Genomic DNA, 26,327 nt, shown 5'->3' on the forward strand with positions numbered 1-26,327 from the left:
TCGTCTCTGGCATTTATGCCAGAGAAGAACTTTCAAGGATGAAAACATGCCAGTAAAACAGTCTCGCGGTGGCAGCGTTCGCGTGGATACGGATGTCCGCACGCACTCCACTCACAGTTCGGAAAAGAATTTTTCACAGGCCGGCACGGCCGGCCGGGATGCTAAGGTCTCACGAGTTCGTGTTGATGACACGTGGCAGCGAAGCACCTCTGTTGGCGACGCTGCAGTCCGGGAGACGATTGCGTCGACGCTCACAGTCGAGGCTCGCCCGGATCCGCTTCCTGTCCAGAAGCCAATCGCTTTTTACACGTCGCTGGAAAATTACCGGATCCAGTCAGCTGCCGTGCTGCCGGACGCTGACAGCGAAGGCTTGAGGGTTTACAAGGATCGCCAATATGTTGATGTGCCTGACGCAGGCGTGGTGCTTGTCGGCGTGGATGCGGAAACCGGATTGTATCGCGCTCGGCTATCTAGCGAGTTGCTGCCCTCCGGCCCATGGATGCTGCGGGATATCGAGAGCGGCATCTGGCATCCGCACAACGACTTCAGCACACGTACCGATCCTTTGACCGACGCTAGTTTGCAGAACTTTCGCAGTGGCCTCGATCTTGGCAGTGTGGAACCCGGCGTTGACGGCGTGATACGTCACAACGGCAAGCTCTACGTGGTCATCCAGGAACACACGTATCAGGTTCTGCAGGATCTTGATGCGTCCCGCCCGGAATATCGAGTCTGGCGTCTGGTCAATCCCGCAGATCCCGTCGCCACCGACAGCGCAAACATTTATCGCGCCAGCCTTGGCGGTGAGACTGTGGCAATTACCCGTAGCGAACAGGATACGTGGGTTTCCATCCTCACAGGTCTGCGCGGCGGTATGGACCGCAACGCCCCCGCAGATGCCAACCCGTTCAACTTTCACCGCCCCTGGCTCACCGGTGCGGGTCAGTCAACGCCGCAACCACCGGCCCTTGTCGCGACGACCCGGGCACAGGTCAAACGCTATTTTGCAGACTCGACCGATCAACATGCCGATGATTTCATCGCACGCTTTGGTGAAGCGGGTGTGGCGGAATCGGAACTGCAGCGGATTCACCTCGAGTTTCCTCAGTTGAACCGTGAGATCGCGGCCTGGGAAACGGGCTATAAGGGCAATGACGATGCTGAGCGCAGTCGGCGACTGGAAATAGGTGCGAAGATGCGCCGGCTGTTCAAGTGGCAGGGAGACAGTAGCGAAAAAGTCTACCGTGACGGGCGGCTGGTCGGTTTCAAGCTGGAGCTCGACCTGGGAAGGCGAAGCAATCTGTCGTTACCGGAATTTTCGATTCCACTCAGATCCGTTGACTCTCTTGTCCTTGAAGGCAGCCCCTCGAGAAGCCTGGTGAATATGTTCGCAATGTTCTCGCATATCGATTCTCTCGAAGTTCGGAGATTCTCAGGCGAGAGCCGTGAGCTGCTTGCCGAAATTGCCAGGCTGCCGGCGTTGAGAGTCCTGCAGATGCGGGACAGCAAGGTCTGGGCGTCGTCGATCGATCATGAACTCTTTCCGCACTCGACGCGTTTACAGAAACTGATCCTGACCAACTGCAGTATCTGGCCAGATCTCTCAGTGCGTGGCATGGCCGATTTGCGAGTCTTGCGCGTGCGTGGTTGTGCTTTGCTCGGGTTACCGCCCGGACTGGGTGATATGCCCGCCGCGGCGCGGTTGCAGGTACTTGATCTGTTCCATAATCCGGCGATCACGGATGCGCCGGACGTGACCCATATGTCGGAACTGCGAGAACTGAATCTTTCCTATACCTGCATTTGGGCTCCACCGCGTGGACTTGGCTCGCAGAATGGTCCTTCGCGGCTTGAAACCCTGAATTTATCGCAGACCCCACTTGCCCAGGCGCCATCCCTCAGAGGCATGAGAAGCTTGCTGGAGGTTGATCTCAGCCATACTCAGATACAAGATTTTCCTGACGGTGTGACTTCCGAGAATCCCGTTGTTAGTTTGGATCTGTCTTACACCGGAATCACCTCGATACCGGACAGCGTTGAAATCAGGGCAGGTTTCGAGCTGACCGGCACTCTGCTTTCTGATCCGGTCACTTTCCGGCGGCTCATTGCTGCGCGTCGGCAAACAGGTACGGATTTCTGGTTGGGAAGAACCCTGTACGACCTGGTGATCGATCATTGGATGCATAACGTTCCGCAGGAGCAGCACGCCGCCAAAGCATCTCTCTGGGTCTCGTTGATCAATCCGACAAACATTCCGATGATGAGAAAAATCAGGGATCTTGTACGCACGCCTGAGTTTCAGGTCGAGCGGTCACTCCTGCAGCGTCGGGTCTGGGCGTTTTTTGAACATTTCCAAAGGGCAAGCCTTGGTGAGCAGGAAACTCTGCGGGATATTGCTTTCGCTGAGCCAAGTCCCGGGAAAATGCTGGACCGGCTCGAAGAGGAAATACGCAAGTTTGATCCAACGTGGCAGAACCCGCCCTCGCATCATGTGCTTAAGCCTGGGAGGGTGGGTTGAAGGGATGCAATGGCTGTATGTAAAAGCGGGAATCCCTGACCTGCCTGTATCAGGGTTCCCAAAAGCGTGGGCTGCGCTTGTGGCGTCAGCCCGGTGTAAAGAGGGAACCCCCGGCCTGCCTGTACCAAGGATCCCAAAAGGGTGGGCTCGCCGCTTTGCGCTGTGAGCCCAATGTAAAGAGGGGAATCCCCGGCCTGCCTGTACCAAGGTCCCCGAAACGGGTGGTGAAACGAATCACCTGAGATAGGTGTTGCAGGGTGCGTGCCAGCTTTTAATCTGCTGAAACAAAAAACGCTTTGGAAACGCGAAAGCCCCGGAACTCGGGGCTTTCGCGTTTTTGAATAAAGGGTTTTTCAGTGTTTTCAGGAGTGATTGTGGCGATACGGCTGTGCGCGATCGCGGGTCATTGTGCATTGATGCGGTGCACGGTAGCCCTCACCCTAACCCTCTCCCAGAGGGAGAGGGGACTGACCGAGGTGCCCGGTCAAGTTACGCCGACCTGAGATACCGAGCCGAACTCAGGCCTCGAAACCACCCGAGATCGGCTCCCTTCCCCCTCTCCCCCTCGGGGGAGAGGGCTGGAGTGAGGGGGATCGATCCTGAGTACACGACAATCCTTAAGCGTTAACCCTCTTCCCCCTCGTCATCATCCCCACCATCAACCTTCATCCCCAATTCCTTGATCTTGCGCGTCAGGGTATTGCGCCCCCAACCCAGCAGCACCGCCGCATCACGCCGACGTCCTGCGGTGTGCTTCAAAGCAGTCTCGATCATGATCCGCTCGAATGCCGGCACCGCGCTGTCGAGCAGGCTCGACTGGCCACGGGCCAAGGCCTGATCGGCCCACTGGCGCAGGGCCTGTTCCCAGTTGGTCACTGGCGCCGAATCCTGCGGCAGGTTGAGCAGTTCCGGCGGCAGGTCACTGATGTGCACTTCACGGCCGGAGGCCATGACGGTGATCCAGCGGCAGGTGTTCTCCAGTTGACGCACGTTGCCCGGCCACGGCAGGTTTTTCAGGTATTCCTCGGTTTCGCTTTTCAGCAGCTTCGGCTCGACCGCCAGTTCCTGCGCGGCGCGGCTGAGGAAGTGCCGGGCCAGGGTCGGGATATCTTCGCGACGATCCGACAGGCGCGGGATGTGGATGCGGATCACGTTGAGGCGGTGGAACAAGTCCTCACGGAATTTGCCGGCGTGGACGAGCGTTTCGAGATTCTGGTGGGTGGCGGCGATGATGCGCACATCGACCTTGACCGGCACATGGCCGCCGACGCGATAGAACTCGCCATCGGCCAGCACGCGCAACAAACGGGTCTGGGTGTCCGCCGGCATATCGCCGATTTCATCAAGGAACAGCGTGCCGCCGTCCGCCTGTTCAAAACGACCGCGACGCAAATTCGCCGCGCCGGTGAACGCGCCTTTCTCGTGGCCGAACAGCTCGGATTCCATCAGATCCTTGGGAATCGCCGCCATGTTCAGGGCAATGAACGGCGAAGCCGCGCGTGGGCTGTGGCGGTGCAGGGCGTGGGCGACCAGTTCTTTACCGGTACCGGATTCGCCGTTGATCAGCACGGTGATGTTGGAGTGGCTCAGGCGCCCGATGGCACGAAACACTTCCTGCATCGCCGGCGCTTCGCCGATTATTTCCGGGGTGCGGGTCAGCGCCGGCACCACTTCCAGGCCTTGCTGTTCCTGCGCATGTTGATTGGCGCGTTTGACCAGCGAAACGGCTTCGTCGACGTCGAAAGGCTTGGGCAGGTACTCGAAAGCACCGCCCTGATAGGAGGCGACAGCGCTGTCCAGATCGGAGTGAGCGGTCATGATGATGACCGGCAGCCGTGGGTGCTGTTCGCGAATCCGCGCCAGCAGATCCAGGCCACTGGCGCCCGGCATACGGATATCGGAAATGATCACGTCCGGCTGTTGTCGGGCCAGACGACTCATCACGCCATCGGCGCTGTCGAAGCTCTGGGTGGTCATGCCTTCCTGCTGCAAGGCCTTTTCCAGGACCCAACGGATAGAACGGTCGTCATCGACGATCCACACGGTTTCACTACGGCTCATGTCGATGTGGCTCCTTGTTCCAGTGGCAGGAAGATCGAAAAGGTGGTGTGGCCTGGATGGCTCTCACACTCGATCAGGCCCTGGTGCTGACTGATGATGTTCTGGGTAATGGCCAGGCCCAGCCCGGTACCGTCCGGGCGGCCGCTGACCATGGGAAAGAAAATGGTTTCCTGCAGTTCCGCCGGGATGCCCGGGCCGTTGTCGATGATCTCGATCTTGGTCACCAGACGATGGCGGATGTGGCCGATGGTGAACTGGCGCATGGCGCGGGTGCGCAGGCTGATGCGGCCCAGGCGCAGCTCGTTCTGGCTGCTGATCGCCTGCATCGCGTTGCGCACGATGTTCAACACCGCCTGAATCATCTGCTCGCGGTCGATCAATACGTCGGGAATGCTCGGGTCGTAATCACGCACCAGGGTGATGCAGCCCTGGCTTTCGGCTTCGACCAGATGGCAGACGCGTTCGAGCACTTCGTGGACGTTGCACATGGCCAGCGACGGCAATTTGTTCGAGCCGAGCATGCGATCCACCAGATTGCGCAGGCGGTCGGCCTCTTCGATGATCACATTGGTGTAATCGCGCAGGCTGTCTTCTGGCAGTTCGCGGGCGAGCAATTGCGCCGCGCCACGGATGCCGCCGAGGGGGTTCTTGATCTCGTGGGCGAGGCCGCGTACCAGCATCTTGCTGGTTTCCTGCTTGGACAGCTGGGCCTCTTCCTTGGTGATGCGCAACAGGCGATCACGCGGATGCACTTCAAGCAAAAGCAAAGTCTCGCCGTTACTTAGAATCGGCGTGACCGCGTAATCCACGGTCAGCGTCTGGCCGGTGAGGGCGGTGAGCATCGCTTCACGCTTGGTGAACGGGTGCGCCTGCTCCACCGCCTGACGCAGGGAATTGAGCGCCTCGGGGGATTCGGTGAACAGCTCGCTGATGAACTGGCCGTGACTGCGCTGACCGCTGACCGCCAACAGCATCTCCGCCGCCGGGTTCATGTACTCCAGTCGCAATTCGGCATCGAGCAGGATGGTCGCCGTGGTCAGGTTGTCGAGCAGCAAACGGTGAATAGCGTCGCTTATGGTCATCTGGACCCCTTTTGGAGCAAGGCGTGCGCGAGAACAAAGCGCTGATGTCGGGAAAATGCAAAAACCAAACCAAGGCTCCGAAAAGAAGCGTTTAACCCCTGAAACAGGCGTTTGACGCGCGTTTGTATGGCACGAAGCCAGCTCAAACGGGAAGTTTCGAACCAAAATGGGTTGGGTTGTGAGCGAGATGCAGTTTAGTGCACCAATAGAGTGCGCACGCCCGACGGGTGTTAAAAGAAGCGCAGGAATGGATTCTTCGGTTCTTCAGGTTTGTCCTTGAGCGGGCATTCCGGCCGCACGCCGTAATCGTCGGCGACACAGGGTTTGACCTGACGTTTCTGCGCCAGGGAAATGCGCAGCATGTGGAACGGCTGATTGGCGGTGCGTTCCACGGTACGCCCGGCAGCGTCGAGAATCTCGATCGACAGGCTGTGGCTGCCGCGATCGATATTGCTCAGCGCAAAAACCGGACTGACACCGGGTTCGCCGGTGGCCTTGCCATCGAGTAGCAGGCGATAACGATGGCCGTTTTGCAGGCCGGGTTCGCTGGTGACGCTGACGATCAGCTCGCCGGCGCTGCTGCGCAGAGTCGCGTCGGGCTCCGGGATCAGGATGCGCAGCATGTCGTAATGGAAGGGCGCTGGTTCGGCGGATTTTTTCGCCGTGGTGATCGGCGCTGCGCTGCTGGCAGGGACAGCCATGCGATTGCTTGTTGCGATCGGCACTCGCTTGGCGTTGGCGCGTGGCTGGTCGGTGTAGACGCGGTTGCCCTGTGCGTCGATGTAGGTAAAGACCTCCGCCGAGGCTGACGTCGACATCAACACCAGGATGAGTGCCAGCCCCGCGCGAATCACGGCGTATGCACCCGTTGCACGGTGAAGACCGCTGGCGGGCTGTGCTGGATGACAGTCTGTCCGTCGATCACTTGCACGGCCAGGCGATGTTCGCCGCGATCGATGTTCACCAGTTGCAGAACCGGCACGTTGCTCGGCTGGCCGTAGGGTTCATCGTCCAACACCAGTCTCAGTTGATGGGGCGGTTGCAGGCGCGGCTTGATCAGGACGTTGACCGTGAAGGTACCGTTATTGGCGCGCAGCGCCTCGTCAGTGGGGAGGCCGGAGAGCTCGAGAATTTCATAGGCGTTGCGCGGTGGTTGGGGTTGTTCCGCAGCGGGTGCTTGCGGCGCGCTCGGCGCTTGTGGCTCGACCCGATTGAGTGGCGGCAACTCGACCGGTTGCGCCTGCATGCCGTCCGGCGGCTGATTGCTGTACGCCGTGTTGCCGTTGGCGTCGGTGTACTTGTAGATCTGCGCGGCGGCGGGCAGGGCGATCAGCAGCAGAATGTAGAGGAGCGTGCGACCCATGAAATCGACCGGGGTTGGAAGCGATGGGTAGCAGCATAGGACAGGTGGGGCGGTTGGCCCAACTGGCGACACATTCAAAGATCATTCAGACACCACAGATCGCCTGTGGGAGCGAGCCTGCTCGCGAAGGCGTCGCATCAGTCACCATCATCTTCAATGCCTCACCGCTTTCACGAGCAGGCTCGCTCTCACAGGGTAAATGAACTGCGCCGGGCAATAAAAAAGGCCTCCCGAAGGAGGCCTCTTTTGTCACGCCACTTTACGCAGCGCTACCGGATCAGCAGCTGTAGTACAGCTCATATTCCAGTGGGTGTACGAAGGTGCGAACCTTGATTTCTTCTTCCGATTTCAGCGCGATGTAAGCGTCGATGAAGTCGTCGGAGAACACGCCGCCCTTGGTCAGGAACGCGCGGCCCTTGTCCAGCTCTTCCAGGGCTTCTTTCAGGCTGCCGCAAACCTGTGGAATCTCTTTCGCCTCTTCAGGCGGCAGGTCGTACAGGTTCTTGTCGGCAGCATCGCCTGGGTGGATCTTGTTCTGGATACCGTCCAGACCGGCCATCAGCAGCGCTGCGAAGGCCAGGTACGGGTTGGCAGCCGGATCCGGGAAGCGTGCTTCGATACGGCGGGCTTTCGGGCTCGACACGTATGGAATACGGATCGAAGCGGAACGGTTGCGCGCCGAGTAGGCCAGCATTACCGGAGCTTCGAAGCCTGGCACCAGACGCTTGTAGGAGTTGGTCGCCGGGTTGGTGAAGCCGTTCAGGGCCTTACCGTGCTTGATGATGCCGCCGATGAAGTACAGAGCGGTATCGGACAGGCCGGCATAGCCTTCACCTGCGAAGGTGTTCTTGCCGTCTTTCCAGATCGACATGTGCACGTGCATGCCCGAACCGTTGTCGCCGTACAGTGGCTTCGGCATGAAGGTCGCGGTGCGGCCGTAAGCGTCGGCAACGTTGTGCACAACGTATTTCAGGGTCTGAACTTCGTCAGCCTTCTTCACCAGGGTGTTGAACTTGACGCCGATTTCGTTCTGGCCGGCAGTCGCCACTTCGTGGTGGTGAACTTCAACCGACTGACCCATTTCTTCCAGTGCGTTGCACATGGCGGTACGGATTTCGTGGTCGTGGTCGAACGGTGGAACCGGGAAGTAGCCGCCTTTCACGCCTGGACGGTGACCCTTGTTGCCGCCTTCGATGTCCTGGTCGGACATCCACGAACCTTGCTCGGAGTAGATCTTGAACATCGAGCCGGAGATGTCCGACTTGAATTTCACCGAGTCAAAGATGAAGAACTCAGGCTCTGGACCGGCGAATACGGTGTCACCGATACCGGTAGCTTTCAGGTGCTCTTCGGCGCGCTTGGCGATCGCACGTGGGTCGCGATCGTAGCCCTGCATGCTCGAAGGCTCGATGATGTCGCACACCAGGATCAGGGTTGGGTCTTCGGTGAACGGATCGAGTACGGCAGTTTCGTCGACCGGCATCAGGATCATGTCGGAGGCTTCGATGCCTTTCCAGCCGGAGATGGAGGAACCGTCGAACATCTTGCCGACTTCGAAGAAGTCGTCATCCAGCGCATCGCGAGCCGGCATGGTCACGTGGTGCTGAGTGCCTTTGGTGTCCGTGAAGCGCAGATCAATCCACTTGACGTCATGATCTTTGATGAGTTGAACCGACTTCGACATAGTGTCCTCCGGGTGAATTAGGGCGGGTAGTGGATGCCCTTAATAATGGTGATGCCGGCGCGAATACTCTGCCAAGGCAACCTGCCTCACAAGGGAGCAAATTGCATGCCAGTGCCCCAGCATGGGTTTTTTGCCCCAAATTCACGCTTATTAAGGCGTGCGAGGTTCTGAATCGACAAATCCCGCCCCTTAATGTTGCGTTTAAATTCAGAAATGACCTGTTTTGGTGCAAGCAAAACCTTCTGCACATTAACTGGTTAAACCTTGAGCAATTTCCGCTATAATCCGCGCCCCCCTTTTTCGGCTGGCCGTTCGCGCGCTGTTTTCATGAAACTTATCGTAAAAGTCTTCCCCGAGATCACCATCAAAAGCCGACCTGTCCGGACGAAATTCATCCGCCAGTTGGCCAAGAACATCCGCACCGTGCTCCGTGACCTGGACCCGGCCGTGGTGGTGAACGGCGTGTGGGACAATCTCGAGCTGGAAACCCGCGTTACCGACGCCAAAGCCTTGAAAGAGATGGGCGAGCGCCTGACCTGCATGCCGGGCATCGCGCATTTTCTGCAGATCGACGAGTACCCGCTGGGCGACTTCGACGACATCACCGAAAAGTGCAAACAGCACTACGGCGATGCACTGGCCGGGAAGATTTTCTCGGTGCGCTGCAAGCGCGCGGGCAAGCATGCCTTCAGCTCGATGGACGTGGAAAAATACGTCGGCAGCAAGCTGCGTCGCGAGTGCGGTGCGGCCGGAATCGACCTGAAAGCGCCGGAAATCGAAGTCCGTATCGAAGTTCGCGACAAACGGTTGTTCGTGATTCACAGCCAGCACAACGGCATCGGCGGCTACCCGCTGGGTGCGCTGGAGCAGACGCTGGTATTGATGTCCGGCGGCTTCGATTCGACCGTGGCGGCTTACCAGATCATGCGTCGCGGCCTGATGGCGCACTTCTGCTTCTTCAATCTCGGCGGGCGTGCCCACGAATTGGGCGTGATGGAAGTCGCGCACTTCATCTGGAAGAAGTACGGCAGCTCGCAACGCGTGCTATTTGTCAGTGTGCCGTTCGAGGAAGTGCTGGGCGAAATTCTCGGCAAAGTCGATAACAGTCATATGGGCGTGGTTTTGAAGCGTATGATGTTGCGCGCCTCGTCCGAGATCGCCGAACGCCTGCACATCGATGCACTGGTGACCGGTGAAGCGATCTCCCAGGTGTCGAGCCAGACGCTGCCGAACCTGTCGGTGATCGACTGCGTGACCGACAAGCTGGTGCTGCGGCCGCTGATCGTCGCGCACAAGCAGGACATCATCGACACCGCCAACGAGATCGGCACCGCCGATTTCGCCCGGCACATGCCGGAATATTGCGGCGTGATTTCGGTCAACCCGAAGACCGCCGCCAAGCGTGGCCGGGTTGAGCACGAAGAGAAAGAATTCGACATGGCGGTACTCGAGCGTGCGCTCGCCAACGCCAAACTGGTGCCGATCGATCGGGTAATCGACGAGTTGGGCCAGGATTTGCAGATTGAAGAAGTCAGCGAAGCGCTGGCCGGTCAGATCGTGATCGACATCCGCCACCCGGATGCCGCCGAGGATGACCCGCTGGAGCTCGCCGGCATAGAGGTACAGACGATGCCGTTCTATGCAGTGAACGCACGTTTCAAGGAACTGGACCCTACTCGCCAGTACCTGCTGTATTGCGACAAAGGCGTGATGAGTCGCCTGCATGCCCACCATTTGCTCAGTGAGGGGCATGCCAATGTGCGCGTTTATCGACCGAGCTAAGTGCCCGGGGCTGTTTGCCTGTGGCCTGCGTCACCGGCCCCCCGACACCGCCGTCAAGCTGTAACGGCCATGCCGGACACTACTGCTAATCGCTGCCATGACTTGTCAGCAAACCGAATCCTCTGATCGAGATACACAAGTGATCGAAAATCTACGCAACATCGCCATCATTGCCCACGTTGACCACGGTAAAACCACCCTGGTAGACAAACTCCTGCGTCAATCCGGCACCCTGGAGCGCAACGAGCTCAACGACGAGCGCGTGATGGACTCCAACGACCAGGAAAAAGAGCGCGGTATTACCATTCTGGCGAAGAACACCGCCATCAACTGGAACGGCTACCACATCAACATCGTGGACACCCCGGGCCACGCCGACTTCGGCGGCGAAGTTGAACGCGTAATGTCGATGGTCGACTCCGTTCTGCTGCTGGTTGACGCTCAAGACGGCCCTATGCCGCAAACCCGTTTCGTGACCAAGAAGGCTTTCGAAGCCGGCCTGCGTCCAATCGTGGTGATCAACAAGGTTGACCGTCCAGGCGCGCGTCCGGACTGGGTTCTGGACCAGATCTTCGACCTGTTCGACAACCTCGGTGCGACCGAAGAACAACTGGACTTCCAGGTTGTTTACGCTTCGGCCCTGAACGGCATTGCCGGTCTGGACCACACCGCCATGGGCGAAGACATGACCGCGCTGTACCAGGCGGTAGTCGACCACGTTCCGCCTCCGGCCGTTGACCGTGACGGTCCGTTCCAGATGCAGATCTCCGCTCTGGACTACAACAGCTTCCTGGGTGTTATCGGTGTTGGCCGTATCGCTCGTGGCCGCGTCAAGCCGAACACTCCGGTTGTCGCGATCGGTGCCGATGGCAAGCGTCGCAACGGCCGTATCCTGAAACTGATGGGTCACCACGGTCTGCACCGCGTTGACGTTGAAGAAGCTGCTGCCGGCGACATCGTCTGCATCAGCGGTATGGATTCGCTGTTCATCTCCGACACCCTGTGCCACCCGGATACTGTCGAGGCGATGAAGCCGCTGACCGTTGACGAGCCAACCGTTTCCATGACCTTCCAGGTTAACGATTCGCCTTTCTGCGGTAAGGAAGGCAAGTTCGTGACGTCCCGTAACATCAAGGACCGTCTGGACAAAGAGCTGCTGTACAACGTTGCACTGCGCGTTGAAGAAGGCGACTCGGCTGACAAGTTCAAGGTTTCCGGCCGTGGTGAGCTGCACCTCTCGGTACTGATCGAAACCATGCGTCGCGAAGGCTTCGAACTGGCCCTGGGCCGTCCTGAAGTGATCATCCGTGAAGTTGACGGCGTGAAGCAGGAACCGTTTGAAAACGTGACCATCGACATCCCTGAAGAATCCCAGGGCAAGGTCATGGAAGAGATGGGCCTGCGTAAGGGCGACCTGAGCAACATGGTGCCGGATGGCAAGGGCCGTGTACGTCTGGAATACAACATCCCTGCTCGCGGTCTGATCGGTTTCCGTAACCAGTTCCTGACCCTGACCAACGGTGCTGGCATCCTGACCTCGATCTTTGATCGTTACGACACCGTCAAGTCGGGCCACATGTCCGGCCGTCAGAACGGCGTTCTGGTTTCGGTTGAAACCGGCAAGGCACTGACCTACTCGCTGGAAACCCTGCAGGCTCGCGGCAAGCTGTTCGTAGAACACGGCCAGGAGATCTACAACGGTCAGATCGTTGGTCAGAACAGCCGTGACAACGACCTGGGTGTCAACCCTACCAAGGGCAAGAAGCTCGACAACATGCGTGCTTCGGGTAAAGACGAAACCATCGCTCTGGTACCACCGGTGAAGTTCACCCTGGAACAGGCTCTGGAATACATCCAGGAAGACGAGCTGTGCGAAGTTACTCCTAAGTCGATCCGTCTTCGCAAGAAGATCCTCGACGAAAGCGAGCGTACCCGCGCTGCCAAGAAAGCCAAGGCGTAATTCAGCCCCGGCATAAAAAAACGCCCCCGGTCGCGAGACCGGGGGCGTTTTTGTTTGTCTGGGGGGAAGGAAATGTGTGAAGCCTGAAAAGCCCCTCACCCTAGCCCACTCCCGGAGGGAGAGGGGACCGATTGGGGGATGCTCTGAAGATACGTCGACTTGAAAGAATTCTGCTGAATCCATAATCGACTGGGTGTTTCAGGTCGATGTATGGCGCCAGACACCTCGGTCGGCTCCCTCTCCCTCTGGGAGAGGGCTGGGGTGAGGGTTTGCTGTTAAAACTTCTCGATCGCCCGGAAATTCTGCACCCGCTCGACTTCTTTCGGCTTGTAAGCGCAATACCCCGGCCGCGGGCCGATCTTCGGGTGGTTGCGGCAGGTGTCCGGGCGCTTGTCATAAATGGTGCACAGGCGCGTTTTACGATCCAGGTAATAGCAGTCGTTGTTGCTCATGCGCTGCAGGGTGAAGATCCCTGACTTCTGATTGAAGCGCTCGACCAGACCTTCCTTTTGCAGACGCTTGGCGATGTTCTTTGGCGGATCGCCCAGTTCGAACTCGTCGACCACGCCGATGCGCACCAGATCCTTGATCTTCACTTCGACCGGTAGCGTGCAGCAGCTGGACATGCACGAGCCGCACATCGGTGCCGAATATTTGGCCCACGTATCGAGACGATCAATCTCGGCGGCGGCGATCAGGTTGGGCTTCATCATCGGGAGTTACCAGGCGTGTATGCATCAGGGCGCGCGATCATACCGGGAGCGGTGGAATTTTGAACAACCTTTCGCCGGATATTTTTGCAGCGGCCGCATTTTTCCCGACAGGACGGCACGGCCCCTGCATTCATTGGCTCATCCGCCAAGGTTATGTCGCACTGGCGCACAGTCCGCGCAAATACTGCCGAACCAGAGCCGTTACCGCCGGTCAGACCGTCTAGGCTCAGAAAATTCCCGCTCGCTCGAGGTCCTGTTGATGACTCAAGAACCACTAGTTCGCGAAGCAGAGGTGGCCGCGTTCCGCGACGCCGTCCTGACCAAACTCACCTACGCCGTGGGCAAAGACCCCGATCACGCCTTCGACCATGACTGGTTCGAAGCCATCGCCCTGGCTGCGCGTGATCACATGGTCGAACACTGGATGGACCACACCCGGCAGATCTACCGCAAAGGCCAGAAGCGCGTTTATTACCTCTCGCTGGAATTTCTCATCGGCCGCCTGCTCTACGACAGCCTGAGCAACCTCGGCCTGCTCGACGTCGCCCGTGAAGCTCTGACCGAGCTGGGCGTCGATCTGGAACGCATTCGTCTGCTGGAACCGGACGCGGCGCTCGGCAACGGCGGCCTCGGGCGTCTGGCAGCGTGCTTCATGGAAAGCATGTCGACCCTCGGCATCGCCGGCCATGGCTATGGCATTCGTTATGAACACGGCTTGTTCCGTCAGGCGATCGTCGATGGCTGGCAACAGGAGCAGACCGAACACTGGCTGGATTTCGGCAATCCGTGGGAGTTCGAACGGCCGGAAGTGGTGTACCCGATCGGCTTCGGCGGCAGCGTCGAAACCGTCACCGATGCCAACGGCAAGACCCGTCAGGTCTGGTCGCCGGCGGAAACCGTTCGGGCGATTGCCTACGACACGCCGGTAGTCGGCTGGCGCGGGGCGAGCGTCAACACCTTGCGCCTGTGGCGTGCCCGCGCCATGGAAGACCTGCACCTGGAGCGCTTCAACGCCGGTGACCACTTGGGCGCCGTGGCTGAGGTGGCCCGCGCCGAAAGTATTTCCCGCGTCCTCTACCCGGCCGACAGCACCGAAGCCGGGCAAGAGCTGCGCCTGCGCCAGGAATACTTCTTTGTCGCCGCCTCGCTGCAGGATCTGCTGCGCCGTCACCGCAACATGCACACCTCGGTGCTGACCTTGGGTGATCACGCGGCAATCCAGCTCAACGACACTCACCCCTCGATCGCGGTGGCCGAACTGATGCGGCAACTGGTCGACGTCTACGACGTGGCGTGGGACGCGGCATGGCAAGTCACCGTCGACACGCTGTCGTACACCAACCACACGCTGCTGCCGGAAGCGCTGGAAACCTGGCCGGTCGGGCTGATGGAGCGCATGCTGCCTCGGCACATGCAGATCATTTATCTGATCAACGCGCAGCACATCGACTCGCTGCGGGCCAAGGGCATTCATGACTTCGATGTATTGCGCGCGGTGTCGCTGATCGAAGAAGACAACGGTCGCCGGGTGCGCATGGGTAACCTCGCGTTCCTCGGTTCGCACAGCGTCAACGGCGTGTCCGGTCTGCACACGCAACTGATGCGCAAAACCGTATTCGCCGAACTGCACAAGCTCTATCCGGAGCGGATCAACAACAAAACCAACGGCATCACCTTCCGCCGCTGGCTGTATCAGGCCAACCCGGAACTGACCTCGATGCTGGTCGATGCCCTCGGCCCGGACCTGCTCGACCATCCCGAAGAGCGCCTGCTCGAACTCGAGCCGTTCGCCGAGAAAACCGCGTTCCGCAAAGCCTTCGCCGAGCAGCGCCTGCACTCCAAGAAAGCTCTGGCCTATCTGATTCATGAACGCTTGGGGATTGCCGTCAACCCGGCGGCGATGTTCGACGTACAGGTCAAGCGCATCCACGAGTACAAGCGTCAGTTGCTCAACCTGCTGCACACCGTGGCGCTGTATCAGGCGATCCGTGCCGAGCCGGAAGTCGACTGGGTGCCGCGCGTGAAGATCTTCGCCGGTAAAGCGGCGGCGAGCTATCACCAGGCCAAACTGATCATCAAACTGACCAACGACATCGCCCGGGTGGTGAATAACGACCCGACCGTGCGTGGCCTGCTGAAAGTGGTGTTCCTGCCCAACTACAACGTCAGCCTCGCCGAGAGCATCATTCCGGCGGCGGACCTGTCCGAGCAGATTTCCACCGCCGGATTCGAGGCGTCGGGCACCAGCAACATGAAGTTCGGCCTCAACGGCGCGCTGACCATCGGCACCCTCGACGGCGCCAACGTGGAGATGTGCGAGCGTATCGGCGCCGAGCACATGTTCATCTTCGGCCTCAGCGCGCAACAGGTTGAAGCGCGCAAGCAGAACCACGAGTTCAGCGCCGTGCCCGACATCGCTGCATCCCATCGTTTGAACGATGTGCTGCAAGCGATTCGCAGCGGTGTGTTCTCGCCGGACGACACCTCGCGCTACACCGGCCTGATCGACTCACTGATCGACTACGACCGCTTCCTGGTCTGCGCCGACTTCGACTCCTACTGGGAAGCGCAGAAGCGTGTCGATGCGCACTGGCACGACTCGCAGAACTGGTGGCGTTCGGCGGTGCTCAACACCTCGCGGATGGGCTGGTTCTCTTCCGACCGGACGATTCGCGAGTACGCCACGGATATCTGGAAAGCGCTTGAGTAACTTTCCGCAACAAATCTGCGCAGGGCCCAACGTTTGTTGGGCCGGATCGATATACTGAGCGCCGGTTAAAAGGCATCAATCACCGCCATCCCCTGTGGGAGCGAGCCTGCTCGCGAAGCGATCGTCGACTTAAACAGAAATGTTGGCTGACAATCCGCCTTCGCGAGCAGGCTCGCTCCCACAAGGTTTGTGCCTAGACTGAAGCCATCGCCGGACTCGCCCCGTCTCGGGGCTGCTTAGGGATATCGACCATGCAATGGATGTTCATGTTGATCGGGCTGGTGCTCGGTGGGCTGCTTGACGAGTCTGTCAGTGGCGCGCTGTTGGGTGCGCTGCTGGGGCTGGTCATCGGCCAGATGCTTCGCATTGCGCGCCTCGGCTCGCAGGCGGCGGAGCAGCAGCGCCAACTCGAGCAGGTGCGCGAAGCCTTGCAAGGCGTGGCTCAGCGGCTGTTTGTGCTGGAGGGTTTGCCCTCGCATGCGCCCGCGCCGCCACCTGAAGCCGAGCCAGTCGCCGCACCCGTCGACGTGGCTGAGCAGGCTGCCCTGACCCCTGAACTGATCTGGGAACTGCCTCCCGAACTCGAACCGATTTCCGCCGTCGCCCGCGAAACCAGCCAGCCGCTGCCGGCCGATGTCTGGCGCGCCGAACCGGCTCCCGTTGCACCACCGCAAAAACCCGCCCAACCCCGTGGCCCGAACCTGATCGAACGCGGCATCAGCGCTGCGCGCAACTGGCTGTTTGGCGGCAATACAGTGCTGCGCGTCGGTGTGGTGCTGCTATTTTTCGGTCTGGCGTTTTTACTGCGTTACGCCACCGAAGGCATGGTGGTGCCGATCGAGTTGCGTTACGCCGGCGTCGCGGCAGCGGCGTTGGCTCTGCTTGCGCTGGGCTGGTGGTTGCGCCGACGCAACAGCAACTATGCATTGATGCTGCAAGGCACCGGGATCGCGGTGTTGTACCTGACGGTGTTTGCGGCGATGCGTTTGCATCCGTTGCTTGATCCGTCCGCTGCACTCGGTTTGCTGGTCGCGGTGACAGTTTTCTCGGCAATTCTGGCGATCACTCAGGATGCCTTGGGGCTGGCGGCAGTGGCGGCGCTCGGTGGTTTCGCCGCGCCAATCCTGACTTCTACGGGCGAGGGCAATCACGTCGCGCTGTTCAGCTATTTCGCGCTGCTCAACGCCGGCATTCTCGCTATCGCCTGGTTCAAGGCCTGGCGCCTGCTCAACCTGATCGGCTTTGTCGGCACCTTCGGTATCGGTTTCGCCTGGGGCCTGCGTTCCTACACGCCGGAATTGCTGTGGAGCACCGAGCCGTTCCTGATTGTGTTTTTCCTCATGTACCTCGCCATCGGCCTGCTGTTCGCCCGGCGCAAATTGCGCGACCTGCATGATGCTCCGGCGGAGGCTGATCGCGAGGCGTTGCTGCAATGGTCGGCGCGCAAGGGCGATTACGTCGACGGCACCCTGCTGTTCGGCCCGCCGATCATCGGCTTCGGATTGCAGTTCGCGCTGGTGCAGCATCTCGAATTCGCGGCGGCGTTCAGTGCGTTGGCGCTGGGCATGATCTATATGGCGCTGGCCAAAGTTTTGATGGGCGGGCGCGCGATGCTGCTGGGCGAAACCTGCCTGGCGCTGGGAGTGATTTTCGCCAGCCTGGCGATTCCGCTGGGGCTCGATGCGCGCTGGACTTCTGCGGCGTGGGCCGTGGAAGGAGCGGGGATTTTCTGGCTTGGTTTACGTCAGCATCGGCCGTTTGCCCGGGCCTTTGCCTTACTGCTGCAACTGGGTTCGGCACTGGCGTTTCTCAGCCAGTTGCAGCTCGGCGACAGCAGCCTGCTCGACGGCGCACCGCTGGGCGCGCTGATGCTTGGCGCCGCGCTGCTGTTCAGTTTCTTCCAACTGCGCAAGGCTACGCCCGAGCAAACATTGCCGTGGGAAAGGCAAGGCCTGCCAGTGCTGGCATGTCTGGGTCTGACGTTCCTGTATCTACTGGCGCCGTTGTTCCTGTTCGTCCAGAGCACCGCGATCAGTTGGGCCTTGGCCGGGTTGGCGACCTTGTTTGTTGGCTTGCGAATTCAATCGCGCACATTCCTGTTTACCGCGTTCGCCGTGCAGTTGCTGGGCGGCGCGTTGTTTCTGCTGCGCCTGCAAACGGCCGGCGAAGATTCGGCGGCGGTGTTCAGCGCTGGCTGGAGCGGTTTGCTCAGTGCGTCCTTGATCGGTCTGGCCTTGATTGGCGGCATGCTGCTGGCGGCGCGGGACGAGATGGTGCGCGGCGATGTACGCCTGCTGCGCGGCTTGTCGGTGGTGCTGCTGGCCGGCTTGGTGCTGATCAATCTGGCGGTGCTGTTCGTGCTGCCGTGGCAAACCGCGAGTGCAGTGTGGGCGGCCAGCGGCTTGCTGATCATCTGGCTGAGCCTGTACCTGCAACAGCGTCTGAGTTTCGTCTTCGGACTGCTGTTGCAGGTGGTCGGCGGCGCGGCGTTTCTGCTCGCCGGCCCCGAATGGCTCGGGCCGCTGTCCAGCGAAGGGCTGAAACCGCTGGCCCATGGCGGCTTCTGGACGCCGCTGGTGCTGGGGCTGGCCGCGCTGATCGGTGCGTGGCGCTTGCATTTGGGCAACCATGCCACGGCTTTTGATGCCTTGAGTTTGCAGCGCTTGTCGCAAGTGCTGCTGGTCTGGGGCGCCGGTTGGTGGACGCTGGCGTGGGTCAGCGAAATCCTGCGTTTCGCCTCGCCGAACCTGCAAGGCACATTGTTGCTGCTGGTCGCTGCGATCAGTGTGGCGCTGTGGACGATTTTGTCACTGCGCTTGAAATGGCCGGCGCTGGGGTTGCTCTGCACCTTGCTGATTCCGGTGGCGGCGCTGGTTTTGCTCGGCGCTTGGCATTCGCGCTACCACCCGGCCGCCGACTTCGGCTGGCTGGCGTGGCCGGCGCTGTTCGCGGTGCACTTCTTCAGCCTGCGCCGCTTGGCGTCGATGTTGCCGGCGCGCGCATTGAGCGTGGCCCATGTGCTCGGTTGCTGGCTGCTGATTGGCGTGCTGGCGCTGGAGTTGCGTTACGGCCTGCTGCTGTTGTCCGAGCAGTACAACGCGTGGCGCTGGCTGGGCTGGGCGATTCTGCCGAGCCTCTATCTGTTGCTGATGGCTGCTCACCGTACGTGGCCGTGGCCGGTGGCCGCATTTGCCCGCGAGTACCGCTTGTATGCGGCGGCACCGCTGGCGGTGTTGATGCTGGCGTGGTTCTGGCTGGCCAATGGCGTCAGCGATGGCAATGCCGAACCGTTGCCCTATGTGCCGCTGCTCAACCCGTTGGAGTTGGGCCTGTTGTTCGCGCTGTTCGGCGTTTATGTCTGGTCGCGCAGTGCGGTTGCACAACTGTCGATCCGTAAGGACTACGCCGACCATGCCACGCAACTGATCGCCGGGGTTTCGCTGTTCGCCTTCTGCACCGCGCTGGTCACTCGCGCCGCGCATCACTGGGCCGGTATTCCGTTCGAGCTTGATCAACTGCTCGCGTCGATGCTGGTGCAGGCCGGCCTGTCGATCGTCTGGACGTTGATGGCGCTGGGGCTGATGATCGGCGGCCATCTGCGCCATCGCCGCGAAGTGTGGCTGATCGGCGCGGCACTGATTGCGCTGGTGGTGGCCAAACTGATTTTTGTCGAACTGAGCAACCGTGGCGGCCTCGCCCGGATCGTCTCGTTTATCGGTGTCGGCGTATTGCTGCTGGTGGTCGGCTACTTCGCGCCGCTGCCACCCAAACGCGTCGAGGCCGAACCGGCGGCGGACAAACCCGCGCCGGAAACCGAAGGAGTTGCATCTTGAGTCGCATGCTGAATCTGGGGTGGTTGGCGCTGGGCGTGGTGATGGTCGCTGGCGCTCAGGAAAAACCGGCGGACTTCGCCACGCAAGTGCCGTTGACGGTGAGCGGCAATGGCCCGTGGTATCGCCTCGACCTGCCGCTGAGCGCGCAATTGCAGGCGCGCCAGACCGATCTCGGCGACCTGCGTGTGTTCAACGCCGCCGGCGAAGCGCAGGCCTATGCCTTGGCTCGCGAATCGGCGCAGACCCGCGACGACGGCAAGCTGCATGAGGTCAAGTGGTTCCCGCTGTACAACGCCGCCGATGCCAGCGAGCGCGCGCCGAACGTGCGCGTGCAGTCGACCACCAACGGCACACTGGTCGAAGTGCAACCGTCCTCGCAACTGGAGGCGGGCGAAGAAGTGCTGCGCGGCTGGCTGCTCGATGCCAGCGCGATCAAGGCGCCATTGCAGCAGTTGGTCCTCGACTGGACCAGCGAGCGCGACGGTTTCCAGCGTTTCAGCATCGAGGCCAGCGACGATCTGCAGCACTGGCAGGCATGGGGCGAGGGCCAGGTGGCACGGCTGACCTTTTCCGATGAGCGCATCGAACAGCACGAAGTGACTTTGCCGGGGCAGACCGCGCGCTATGTGCGCCTGTTGTGGGAGTCGCCGGGTTCGGCGCCCGTCCTGACGTCGGCGCAATTGAAAAGCAGCGACCCGCGCAACCTGCCGCTGCCTTTGGTGTGGTCGCCCAGCGTGGCCGGCAGCAGCAGCAAATCCGGGGAATACACCTGGCAGTTGCCGATGGGGCTGAATGTCGAGCGGGTGCAGATTGAGCTGAAACAGCCGAACAGTCTGGCGCCGGTCACGTTGGCTGGTCGACGTGAAAGCAACTTGCCGTGGCAGCCACTGAGCAGCGGTTTGCTGTATCGCCTGAGCCAGAACAATCAGGATGTGGTGCAGAACGAAATCCCGCTGTCCGGGCAGACCGTGCAGCAACTCAAGCTGACCGTGGATGAGCGCGGCGGCGGGTTGGGTGAGCAGGCGCCGGACCTGAAATACGCAGTGCGCGCCACCCAGGTGATTTTCCTTGCCCGCGGCGAAGGTCCGTACAGCCTGGCGTTGGGCAATCCGACAGTAAAAACGGCGAACCTGCCGCTGGCAACGTTGATTCCGGATTTCAAGCCAGAAAAACTGGCGAGCCTGGGCAAGGCAACGGTGCAGGGCGAAGCGCTGGCCACGCAGACCTCGACGGCTACCACGGCTGCGGTGGCCGGAACCAATTGGAAGAAACTCGGCTTGTGGGCGGTGTTGTTGCTCAGTGTGGTGTTTCTCGGGGCGATGGCGTTCAGCCTGTTGCGCAAGCCGCCTGCCAATACCTGAGCATGGCCGGCGCTGCGCGCCGTTCGCGAGCGGGCTCGCTCCCACAATGGAATGCATTGCCCTGTGGGAGCGAGCCTGCTCGCGAAAGCGCCCGGGCAGACACTGAAAATCTTCAATCGCTCATGCCGAACCGAACTACGCTCAATCCGACACCTGAACTCTCCACCAACAATCACGTCTCATACAGGCAAATACACCCAGGCGCACGTTAGCCGGCGTCTTCGCTCGCTAGGTTTTCAGACTCCCTGTAAACTGCGCGGGTTTTCCGCCCCCCATTCCACCGGAGCCGTCCATGTCCCGCGTTACCTTGAGTCGCTATTTGATTGAGCAGACCCGCAGCAACAACACTCCTGCCGATCTGCGCTTTTTGATCGAAGTGGTGGCGCGTGCCTGCAAGGAGATCAGCCACGCCGTGTCCAAAGGCGCCCTGGGTGGTGTTCTGGGCAGCATGGGCACCGAGAACGTGCAAGGCGAAGTGCAGAAGAAGCTCGACGTGCTGTCGAACGAGATCCTGCTCGAAGCCAACGAATGGGGCGGTCACCTGGCCGGCATGGCGTCCGAAGAAATGGACAATGCCTACCAGATCCCGGGCAAATACCCGAAAGGCGCGTACCTGCTGGTGTTCGACCCACTGGACGGCTCGTCGAACATCGACATCAACGCCCCGGTCGGCACGATCTTCTCGGTACTGCGTTGCCCGAACGAATACCTGAGCCAGAACGAGCCGCTGAACGAAAAAGCCTTCTTGCAGCCAGGCACTCAGCAAGTGGCCGCCGGTTACGCGATCTACGGCCCGCAGACCATGCTGGTGCTGACCCTGGGCGACGGCGTCAAAGGCTTCACCCTCGATCGTGAAATGGGCAGCTTCGTCCTGACTCACGAAGACATCACCATTCCTGAAACCACTCAGGAATTCGCCATCAACATGTCCAACCAGCGTCACTGGGAAGCCCCGGTGCAGCGCTATGTCGGCGAGCTGCTGGCCGGTGAAGAAGGCCCGTTGAAGAAGAACTACAACATGCGTTGGGTCGCGGCGATGGTTGCCGACGTACACCGCATTCTGACCCGTGGCGGTCTGTTCATGTACCCGCGCGACAGCCGCGAGCCGTCGAAACCGGGCAAGCTGCGCCTGATGTACGAAGCCAATCCGATGTCGTTCCTCGTTGAACAGGCCGGTGGCGCGTCCACCGACGGTCACCAGCGTATTCTCGACATCCAGCCGGAAGGCCTGCACCAGCGCGTTGCAGTGTTCCTCGGTTCGAAAGAAGAAGTCGCCCGCGCCACGGCTTACCACAAGGAATAAACCATGCACGCGCCCTGGCAGCCGTTGCTCGACTGGTGGTTCGGACACGCCGAATCAGCCAGCGAAGTAGCGGCCGAAAAGGGCAAGTTGTGGTTCGGCAAGCGAAACAGCCAAGACCTCGAAGCGCAGACGCGTTTCGGGGTCTTTGTCGATCAGGCCCTGGCCGGCGAATTGACCGAGTGGACGCAATGTCCCGAAGGTTGGCTGGCGGTGGTGCTGTTGCTTGATCAATTGCCGCGCATGATCTATCGCGACACTCCCAAAGCCTTTTCCGGTGATCTGCTTGCGCAGAAGCTCGTCGCGCAAGGCGTTGCGGCGGATTTTGATCGGCAATTGAAGCCGATTCAGCGCGTTTTCATTTATCTGGTGTTCGAACACTGCGAAAACCTCGCGGTGCAGAACGAAGCCGTTTCCAGATTTATTGAATTGGTGGCTGAACAGCCAGAGTCGGAGCGGGCGGTGTTTGCCGATAACCTGGACTATGCCGAGCGGCATCAGAAAGTGATTGCCCGATTTGGCCGGTTTCCGCATCGCAATGCGGTGTTGGGGCGGGAGTCTACGGCTGAAGAGTTGGTATTTCTTTCCAAACCTGGATCACGGTTCTAGTTTGCTGGGCTGGATCCAGTTCATCTAGCTCAAGAAATACGTCTTCAGCGTTTGTATAGTTTCCTCGATCGATTTCCTCGCTACCCAGCGCAAGGATTGCCAATAATGTGATTTGATCTGGATGAACCCCGTTGTGTTTCTTGTTCATCTGGCAAATTCCCGATGTTTATATTGAAGACATTCTGCGTGATGCAGGCCGCTTTCGCGAGCAGGCTCGCTCCCACAGGATCTGGTGATGCACTCAAATTGTGTAACCACCGGAGATCCCTGTGGGAGCGAGCCTGCTCGCGAGGAAGCCTGAGGCCGCGGCTTAGATCCTGAAGCTGCCGACCAGATGCTTCAACCGCGCGGCTTGCTGCTCAAGATCCGAACAGGCGCGCAACGTCGCCTGCAAGTTCTCCACGCCTTCCTGGTTCAGCGTGTTGATCTCGTTGATATCAACGTTGATCGACTCGACCACGGCTGTCTGTTCTTCGGTCGCGGTGGCCACCGACTGGTTCATGCCGTCGATTTCGCCGATGCGCTGGGTCACGCTGCCCAGACGCTCGCCGGCCTGGTTGGCGATGCCGACGCTGCTTTCGCTCTCACGCTGGCTCTCGGTCATGATGGTCACCGCCTGACGTGCGCCGACCTGCAGCTCTTCGATCATCTTCTGCACTTGCTGCGCCGAATCCTGGGTGCGGTGGGCTAGATTGCGGACCTCATCGGCGACCACGGCGAAACCACGCCCGGCCTCACCGGCACGCGCGGCTTCGATGGCGGCGTTGAGTGCGAGCAGGTTGGTCTGCTGGGAAATGCTGGTGATCACTTCGAGAATCTGACCGATGTTCACCGTGTTGCTGTTAAGCGTTTCGATGTTGCCGCAGGAGTCGCTGATCTTCGCCGACAGTTGCTGCATGGCCTGGATGGTTTTATCCACTACCTGCTGGCCATCGACCGCCAGGCTGCGTGCGTCGCTGGAATGCTGCGAGGCGAGGGCGGCGTTCTGGGCGATTTCCTGAGCGGCGGCGCCGAGCTGATTGATCGCGGCCGCAACGCTGTTGGTGCGGCTGGCCTGCTGGTCGGAGTTGTACATCGACGAGTTCGAGGCAGCGACTACTCGCAGAGCGACTTCGTTGACCTGGCCGGTGGCCGAAGACACTTCGCGGATCGACGTATGAATGCGCTCGACGAAGCGGTTGAACGACGTTCCCAGCGCGCCGAATTCATCATTGCCGTGAATCACCAGACGTTTGGTCAGGTCGCCTTCGCCTTCAGCGATGTCATGCATCGCGCGGCCCATGGTCAGAAGTGGCTGCATCAGCACGCGAATCAGCATGCCAAGCAGGCCGATGATGATCAGCACCGCGATGACCATGGCGATCAGCGCCGAGGTGCGGAATTCGCTGAGCATCGAGAACGCGGTGTCTTTATCGAGCACCAGCGCCACGTACCAGTCAGCCGATGGCACTCCGTTGACGCGAGTGAAGGAAATCAACTGGGTCTTGCCGTCGAACTCGACTTCTTTCAGGCCCGGGCTGACTTGAGGCGCGCCGTTCGGATAGGCCTCGGCGAGGGTCTTGAGCACCAGTTTGCTGTCCGGGTGAATCAGGATCTTGCCTTCGGCGCTGACGATGAACGCATGACCGTGGCCGCCGAAGTTCAGCGAGTTGATGATCGCGCTGACGCTGGTCAGATCGATGTCGGCCCCGGCCACGCCGAGCATCTGGCCCTGACGCTGCACCGGCGTGGCGACGGTGATCACCAGTTTGCCCGACGAAGCGGCAATGTACGGTTCGGTGACGATGGTCTGTTGTGCGCTGTTGGCGGCTTTGTACCAGCCGCGCGCCCGTGGATCGTAGTCCGGCGCACGGTTGCCGGCCGGCACCGAGAACATCACGCCGTCGGCGCCGCCAAAATAGCTGAGCTGGAAATTGCCGGTGTAGGCGGGCAGGTCGATGATGCGCTTGAGGCTGGTGGGCGCGTTGCCGTCGACGGCGACTTGCTGCGACAGCGATTGCAGCAGTTGAATGCGACTTTCCAGCCAGGTCTGGATGTTGCTGGTGGTCAGGCTGCCCAGCTCCTGCATCGTCGCTTCGGTGCTGCTGCTCAAGGCCTGACGCTGGCGATAGTCGTTGAAGAAGATGAAACAGGCGAACGCAACGGCCACCACGAGGGCAGCAGCCAGCAAAATCTTGTGGCTGAATTTCATGTTTCTGGTCATCGAATGAACTACCGCGAAGGGGCTGGTCAAGAAAGGGCGGCAATTTGCCATATTCGGCAGCGTTGCGCTGCTCTTATTTTCGACCGCGCCGCGCCAAAGATTAGGCGTTTGCAGGGAAAGTCGACGAAATGCTCGACGGCTTCACAAAGTTTTTGATTTACCGAAAAAAGCCAGACGGGCGGGCTGATAAATAGGCGTTCGGCCACGGAACCAGATGACACTTTTCTCTTCTAAGCTTCTGGTTGGCACCATGCCATCCCCCCTCGTTCCAGGAGTTTCACCATGTCGCTGCGATCTATCGCCCTGCTGTCGTTTTGCGTGCTGTTGGCCGCATGCAGCAAGGTCAATCAGGAAAACTACTCCAAGCTCTCGGCCGGCATGGCCAAGTCCGAAGTGGAAACCCTTCTCGGCAAGCCCACCGATTGCTCGGGCGCGCTCGGTATGTCCAGCTGCACCTGGGGCGACGAGAACAGCTTTATCAGCGTGCAATACGCCGGTGACAAAGTGCTGATGTTTTCCGGCCAAGGCCTGAAGTAAACCGGGGCTTCGCGCCCACGGAGAAAAAAATGAAGCGGTTATTGCTGATCCTTTTTGCTGGCCTGGTACTGGCTGGCTGCGCCACTTCCGGCGTCGACCCGTTGGCGCCCAAGACCGTCAACAGCGTCAACCTCAAGCGTTATCAGGGCACCTGGTATGAACTGGCACGCTTGCCGATGTTCTTTCAGCGCCACTGCGCGCAGTCCGAAGCCCACTACACCCTCAAGCCTGACGGTAACGTCGGCGTGCTCAACCGTTGCCTGACCCCGGAGTGGCAGTGGGAAGAAGCCAAGGGCACGGCTTATCCACAAGTGCCAGGCAAGACCGACAAGCTCTGGGTCGAATTCGATAACTGGTTCTCGCGCCTGGTGCCGGGTGTGGCGAAGGGCGAGTACTGGGTGTTGTACGTCAGCGACGATTACAAGACCGCCATCGTCGGCGATCCGAGTCGCAAGTACCTGTGGCTGCTGTCACGCACGCCGACCGTCAACGGTGTAGTGCGCGAAGAATTGCTGAGCAAGGCGCGTCAGCAGGGTTACGACACCACCCGCCTGATCTGGCGGGCTTCGGATCGGCAGATGGCCAAGACCTCTAATTAAGCCGCTATACAA

Annotated in this window: 17 protein-coding genes; 10 read left to right on the forward strand and 7 right to left on the reverse strand. The window is 60.2% G+C overall.

Annotated features, from left to right (window positions below):
• Positions 1-46 precede the first annotated feature (46 nt).
• Positions 47-2,518 carry a leucine-rich repeat domain-containing protein gene (locus PS14A_RS01015; protein ID WP_212615081.1) on the forward strand — a complete coding sequence of 824 codons (2,472 nt, stop codon included), beginning with the start codon at positions 47-49 and terminating at the stop codon, positions 2,516-2,518.
• A gap of 624 nt (positions 2,519-3,142) precedes the next feature.
• Here PS14A_RS01015 and ntrC read toward each other — a convergent pair.
• The 5 genes from ntrC to glnA all read right to left on the reverse strand — a co-directional run bounded on the left by ntrC (position 3,143) and on the right by glnA (position 8,708).
• On the reverse strand, positions 3,143-4,579 hold the full coding sequence (ntrC, locus tag PS14A_RS01020; RefSeq protein WP_016772108.1) for a nitrogen regulation protein NR(I): 1,437 nt from the start codon (positions 4,577-4,579) through the stop codon (positions 3,143-3,145).
• Positions 4,576-5,661, reverse strand: coding sequence for a nitrogen regulation protein NR(II) (gene glnL, locus PS14A_RS01025; RefSeq protein WP_016772107.1), 1,086 nt, complete (start codon positions 5,659-5,661; stop codon positions 4,576-4,578). The genes ntrC and glnL overlap by 4 nt, the downstream gene beginning before the upstream one ends.
• Before the next feature lie 230 nt (positions 5,662-5,891).
• Positions 5,892-6,479: a DUF4124 domain-containing protein gene (locus tag PS14A_RS01030; protein WP_212615082.1), complete on the reverse strand. Its 588-nt coding sequence runs from the start codon at positions 6,477-6,479 to the stop codon at positions 5,892-5,894.
• 32 nt (positions 6,480-6,511) lie between these two features.
• Positions 6,512-7,024 (reverse strand): DUF4124 domain-containing protein, encoded by a 513-nt coding sequence (locus PS14A_RS01035; RefSeq protein WP_212615083.1) that lies wholly within the window; start codon positions 7,022-7,024, stop codon positions 6,512-6,514.
• A gap of 277 nt (positions 7,025-7,301) precedes the next feature.
• Positions 7,302-8,708 (reverse strand): type I glutamate--ammonia ligase, encoded by a 1,407-nt coding sequence (gene glnA / locus PS14A_RS01040; protein WP_016772104.1) that lies wholly within the window; start codon positions 8,706-8,708, stop codon positions 7,302-7,304.
• Positions 8,709-9,035: 327 nt separating this feature from the next.
• Between glnA and thiI the strand changes: the two genes are divergently transcribed.
• Positions 9,036-10,490 (forward strand): tRNA uracil 4-sulfurtransferase ThiI, encoded by a 1,455-nt coding sequence (gene thiI / locus PS14A_RS01045; protein WP_130912624.1) that lies wholly within the window; start codon positions 9,036-9,038, stop codon positions 10,488-10,490.
• A 139-nt stretch (positions 10,491-10,629) separates the two neighbouring features.
• Positions 10,630-12,450, forward strand: a complete 1,821-nt coding sequence (gene typA / locus PS14A_RS01050; RefSeq protein ID WP_090280259.1) for a translational GTPase TypA — start codon at positions 10,630-10,632, stop codon at positions 12,448-12,450.
• A gap of 275 nt (positions 12,451-12,725) precedes the next feature.
• Here the strand turns inward: typA and PS14A_RS01055 are convergent, their stop codons facing one another.
• A complete protein-coding gene (locus tag PS14A_RS01055; RefSeq protein WP_133337377.1) occupies positions 12,726-13,163 on the reverse strand; it encodes a YkgJ family cysteine cluster protein in 438 nt (145 codons plus the stop codon).
• Positions 13,164-13,422: 259 nt separating this feature from the next.
• Here PS14A_RS01055 and PS14A_RS01060 point away from each other — a divergent pair, with 259 nt between their 5' ends.
• The 5 genes from PS14A_RS01060 to PS14A_RS01080 all read left to right on the forward strand — a co-directional run bounded on the left by PS14A_RS01060 (position 13,423) and on the right by PS14A_RS01080 (position 22,976).
• Positions 13,423-15,873 carry a glycogen/starch/alpha-glucan phosphorylase gene (locus PS14A_RS01060; RefSeq protein ID WP_212615084.1) on the forward strand — a complete coding sequence of 817 codons (2,451 nt, stop codon included), beginning with the start codon at positions 13,423-13,425 and terminating at the stop codon, positions 15,871-15,873.
• Positions 15,874-16,124: 251 nt separating this feature from the next.
• Positions 16,125-19,706, forward strand: a complete 3,582-nt coding sequence (locus PS14A_RS01065) for a DUF2339 domain-containing protein (protein WP_212615085.1) — start codon at positions 16,125-16,127, stop codon at positions 19,704-19,706.
• Positions 19,703-21,067 carry a DUF3999 domain-containing protein gene (locus PS14A_RS01070; RefSeq protein ID WP_212615086.1) on the forward strand — a complete coding sequence of 455 codons (1,365 nt, stop codon included), beginning with the start codon at positions 19,703-19,705 and terminating at the stop codon, positions 21,065-21,067. Before PS14A_RS01065 ends, PS14A_RS01070 begins: the two co-directional genes overlap by 4 nt.
• Before the next feature lie 292 nt (positions 21,068-21,359).
• Entirely contained in the window at positions 21,360-22,370 is a 1,011-nt protein-coding gene (locus PS14A_RS01075) for a class 1 fructose-bisphosphatase (protein WP_039756611.1), read from the forward strand.
• A 3-nt stretch (positions 22,371-22,373) separates the two neighbouring features.
• A complete protein-coding gene (locus PS14A_RS01080) occupies positions 22,374-22,976 on the forward strand; it encodes a DUF924 family protein (protein ID WP_212615087.1) in 603 nt (200 codons plus the stop codon).
• Positions 22,977-23,286: 310 nt separating this feature from the next.
• Here the strand turns inward: PS14A_RS01080 and PS14A_RS01085 are convergent, their stop codons facing one another.
• Positions 23,287-25,179, reverse strand: a complete 1,893-nt coding sequence (locus tag PS14A_RS01085; protein WP_206663002.1) for a methyl-accepting chemotaxis protein — start codon at positions 25,177-25,179, stop codon at positions 23,287-23,289.
• 282 nt (positions 25,180-25,461) lie between these two features.
• Here PS14A_RS01085 and PS14A_RS01090 point away from each other — a divergent pair, with 282 nt between their 5' ends.
• Positions 25,462-25,716, forward strand: coding sequence for a hypothetical protein (locus PS14A_RS01090; protein WP_212615088.1), 255 nt, complete (start codon positions 25,462-25,464; stop codon positions 25,714-25,716).
• A gap of 29 nt (positions 25,717-25,745) precedes the next feature.
• Positions 25,746-26,315, forward strand: coding sequence for a lipocalin family protein (locus PS14A_RS01095; RefSeq protein WP_110602125.1), 570 nt, complete (start codon positions 25,746-25,748; stop codon positions 26,313-26,315).
• Positions 26,316-26,327 lie beyond the last annotated feature (12 nt).

Source organism: Pseudomonas sp. 14A, assembly GCF_018132745.1.
GTDB classification, from domain to species: domain Bacteria; phylum Pseudomonadota; class Gammaproteobacteria; order Pseudomonadales; family Pseudomonadaceae; genus Aquipseudomonas; species Aquipseudomonas mercuritolerans.

Coding starts and splice junctions, on each gene's coding strand:
- PS14A_RS01015 (WP_212615081.1), top strand. CDS start 47: ATGCCAGTAAAACAGTCTCGCGGTGGCAGCGTTCGCGTGGATACGGAT.
- ntrC (WP_016772108.1), bottom strand. CDS start 4,579: ATGAGCCGTAGTGAAACCGTGTGGATCGTCGATGACGACCGTTCTATC.
- glnL (WP_016772107.1), bottom strand. CDS start 5,661: ATGACCATAAGCGACGCTATTCACCGTTTGCTGCTCGACAACCTGACC.
- PS14A_RS01030 (WP_212615082.1), bottom strand. CDS start 6,479: ATGTCGACGTCAGCCTCGGCGGAGGTCTTTACCTACATCGACGCACAG.
- PS14A_RS01035 (WP_212615083.1), bottom strand. CDS start 7,024: ATGGGTCGCACGCTCCTCTACATTCTGCTGCTGATCGCCCTGCCCGCC.
- glnA (WP_016772104.1), bottom strand. CDS start 8,708: ATGTCGAAGTCGGTTCAACTCATCAAAGATCATGACGTCAAGTGGATT.
- thiI (WP_130912624.1), top strand. CDS start 9,036: ATGAAACTTATCGTAAAAGTCTTCCCCGAGATCACCATCAAAAGCCGA.
- PS14A_RS01055 (WP_133337377.1), bottom strand. CDS start 13,163: ATGATGAAGCCCAACCTGATCGCCGCCGCCGAGATTGATCGTCTCGAT.
- PS14A_RS01060 (WP_212615084.1), top strand. CDS start 13,423: ATGACTCAAGAACCACTAGTTCGCGAAGCAGAGGTGGCCGCGTTCCGC.
- PS14A_RS01065 (WP_212615085.1), top strand. CDS start 16,125: ATGCAATGGATGTTCATGTTGATCGGGCTGGTGCTCGGTGGGCTGCTT.
- PS14A_RS01075 (WP_039756611.1), top strand. CDS start 21,360: ATGTCCCGCGTTACCTTGAGTCGCTATTTGATTGAGCAGACCCGCAGC.
- PS14A_RS01080 (WP_212615087.1), top strand. CDS start 22,374: ATGCACGCGCCCTGGCAGCCGTTGCTCGACTGGTGGTTCGGACACGCC.
- PS14A_RS01085 (WP_206663002.1), bottom strand. CDS start 25,179: ATGACCAGAAACATGAAATTCAGCCACAAGATTTTGCTGGCTGCTGCC.
- PS14A_RS01090 (WP_212615088.1), top strand. CDS start 25,462: ATGTCGCTGCGATCTATCGCCCTGCTGTCGTTTTGCGTGCTGTTGGCC.
- PS14A_RS01095 (WP_110602125.1), top strand. CDS start 25,746: ATGAAGCGGTTATTGCTGATCCTTTTTGCTGGCCTGGTACTGGCTGGC.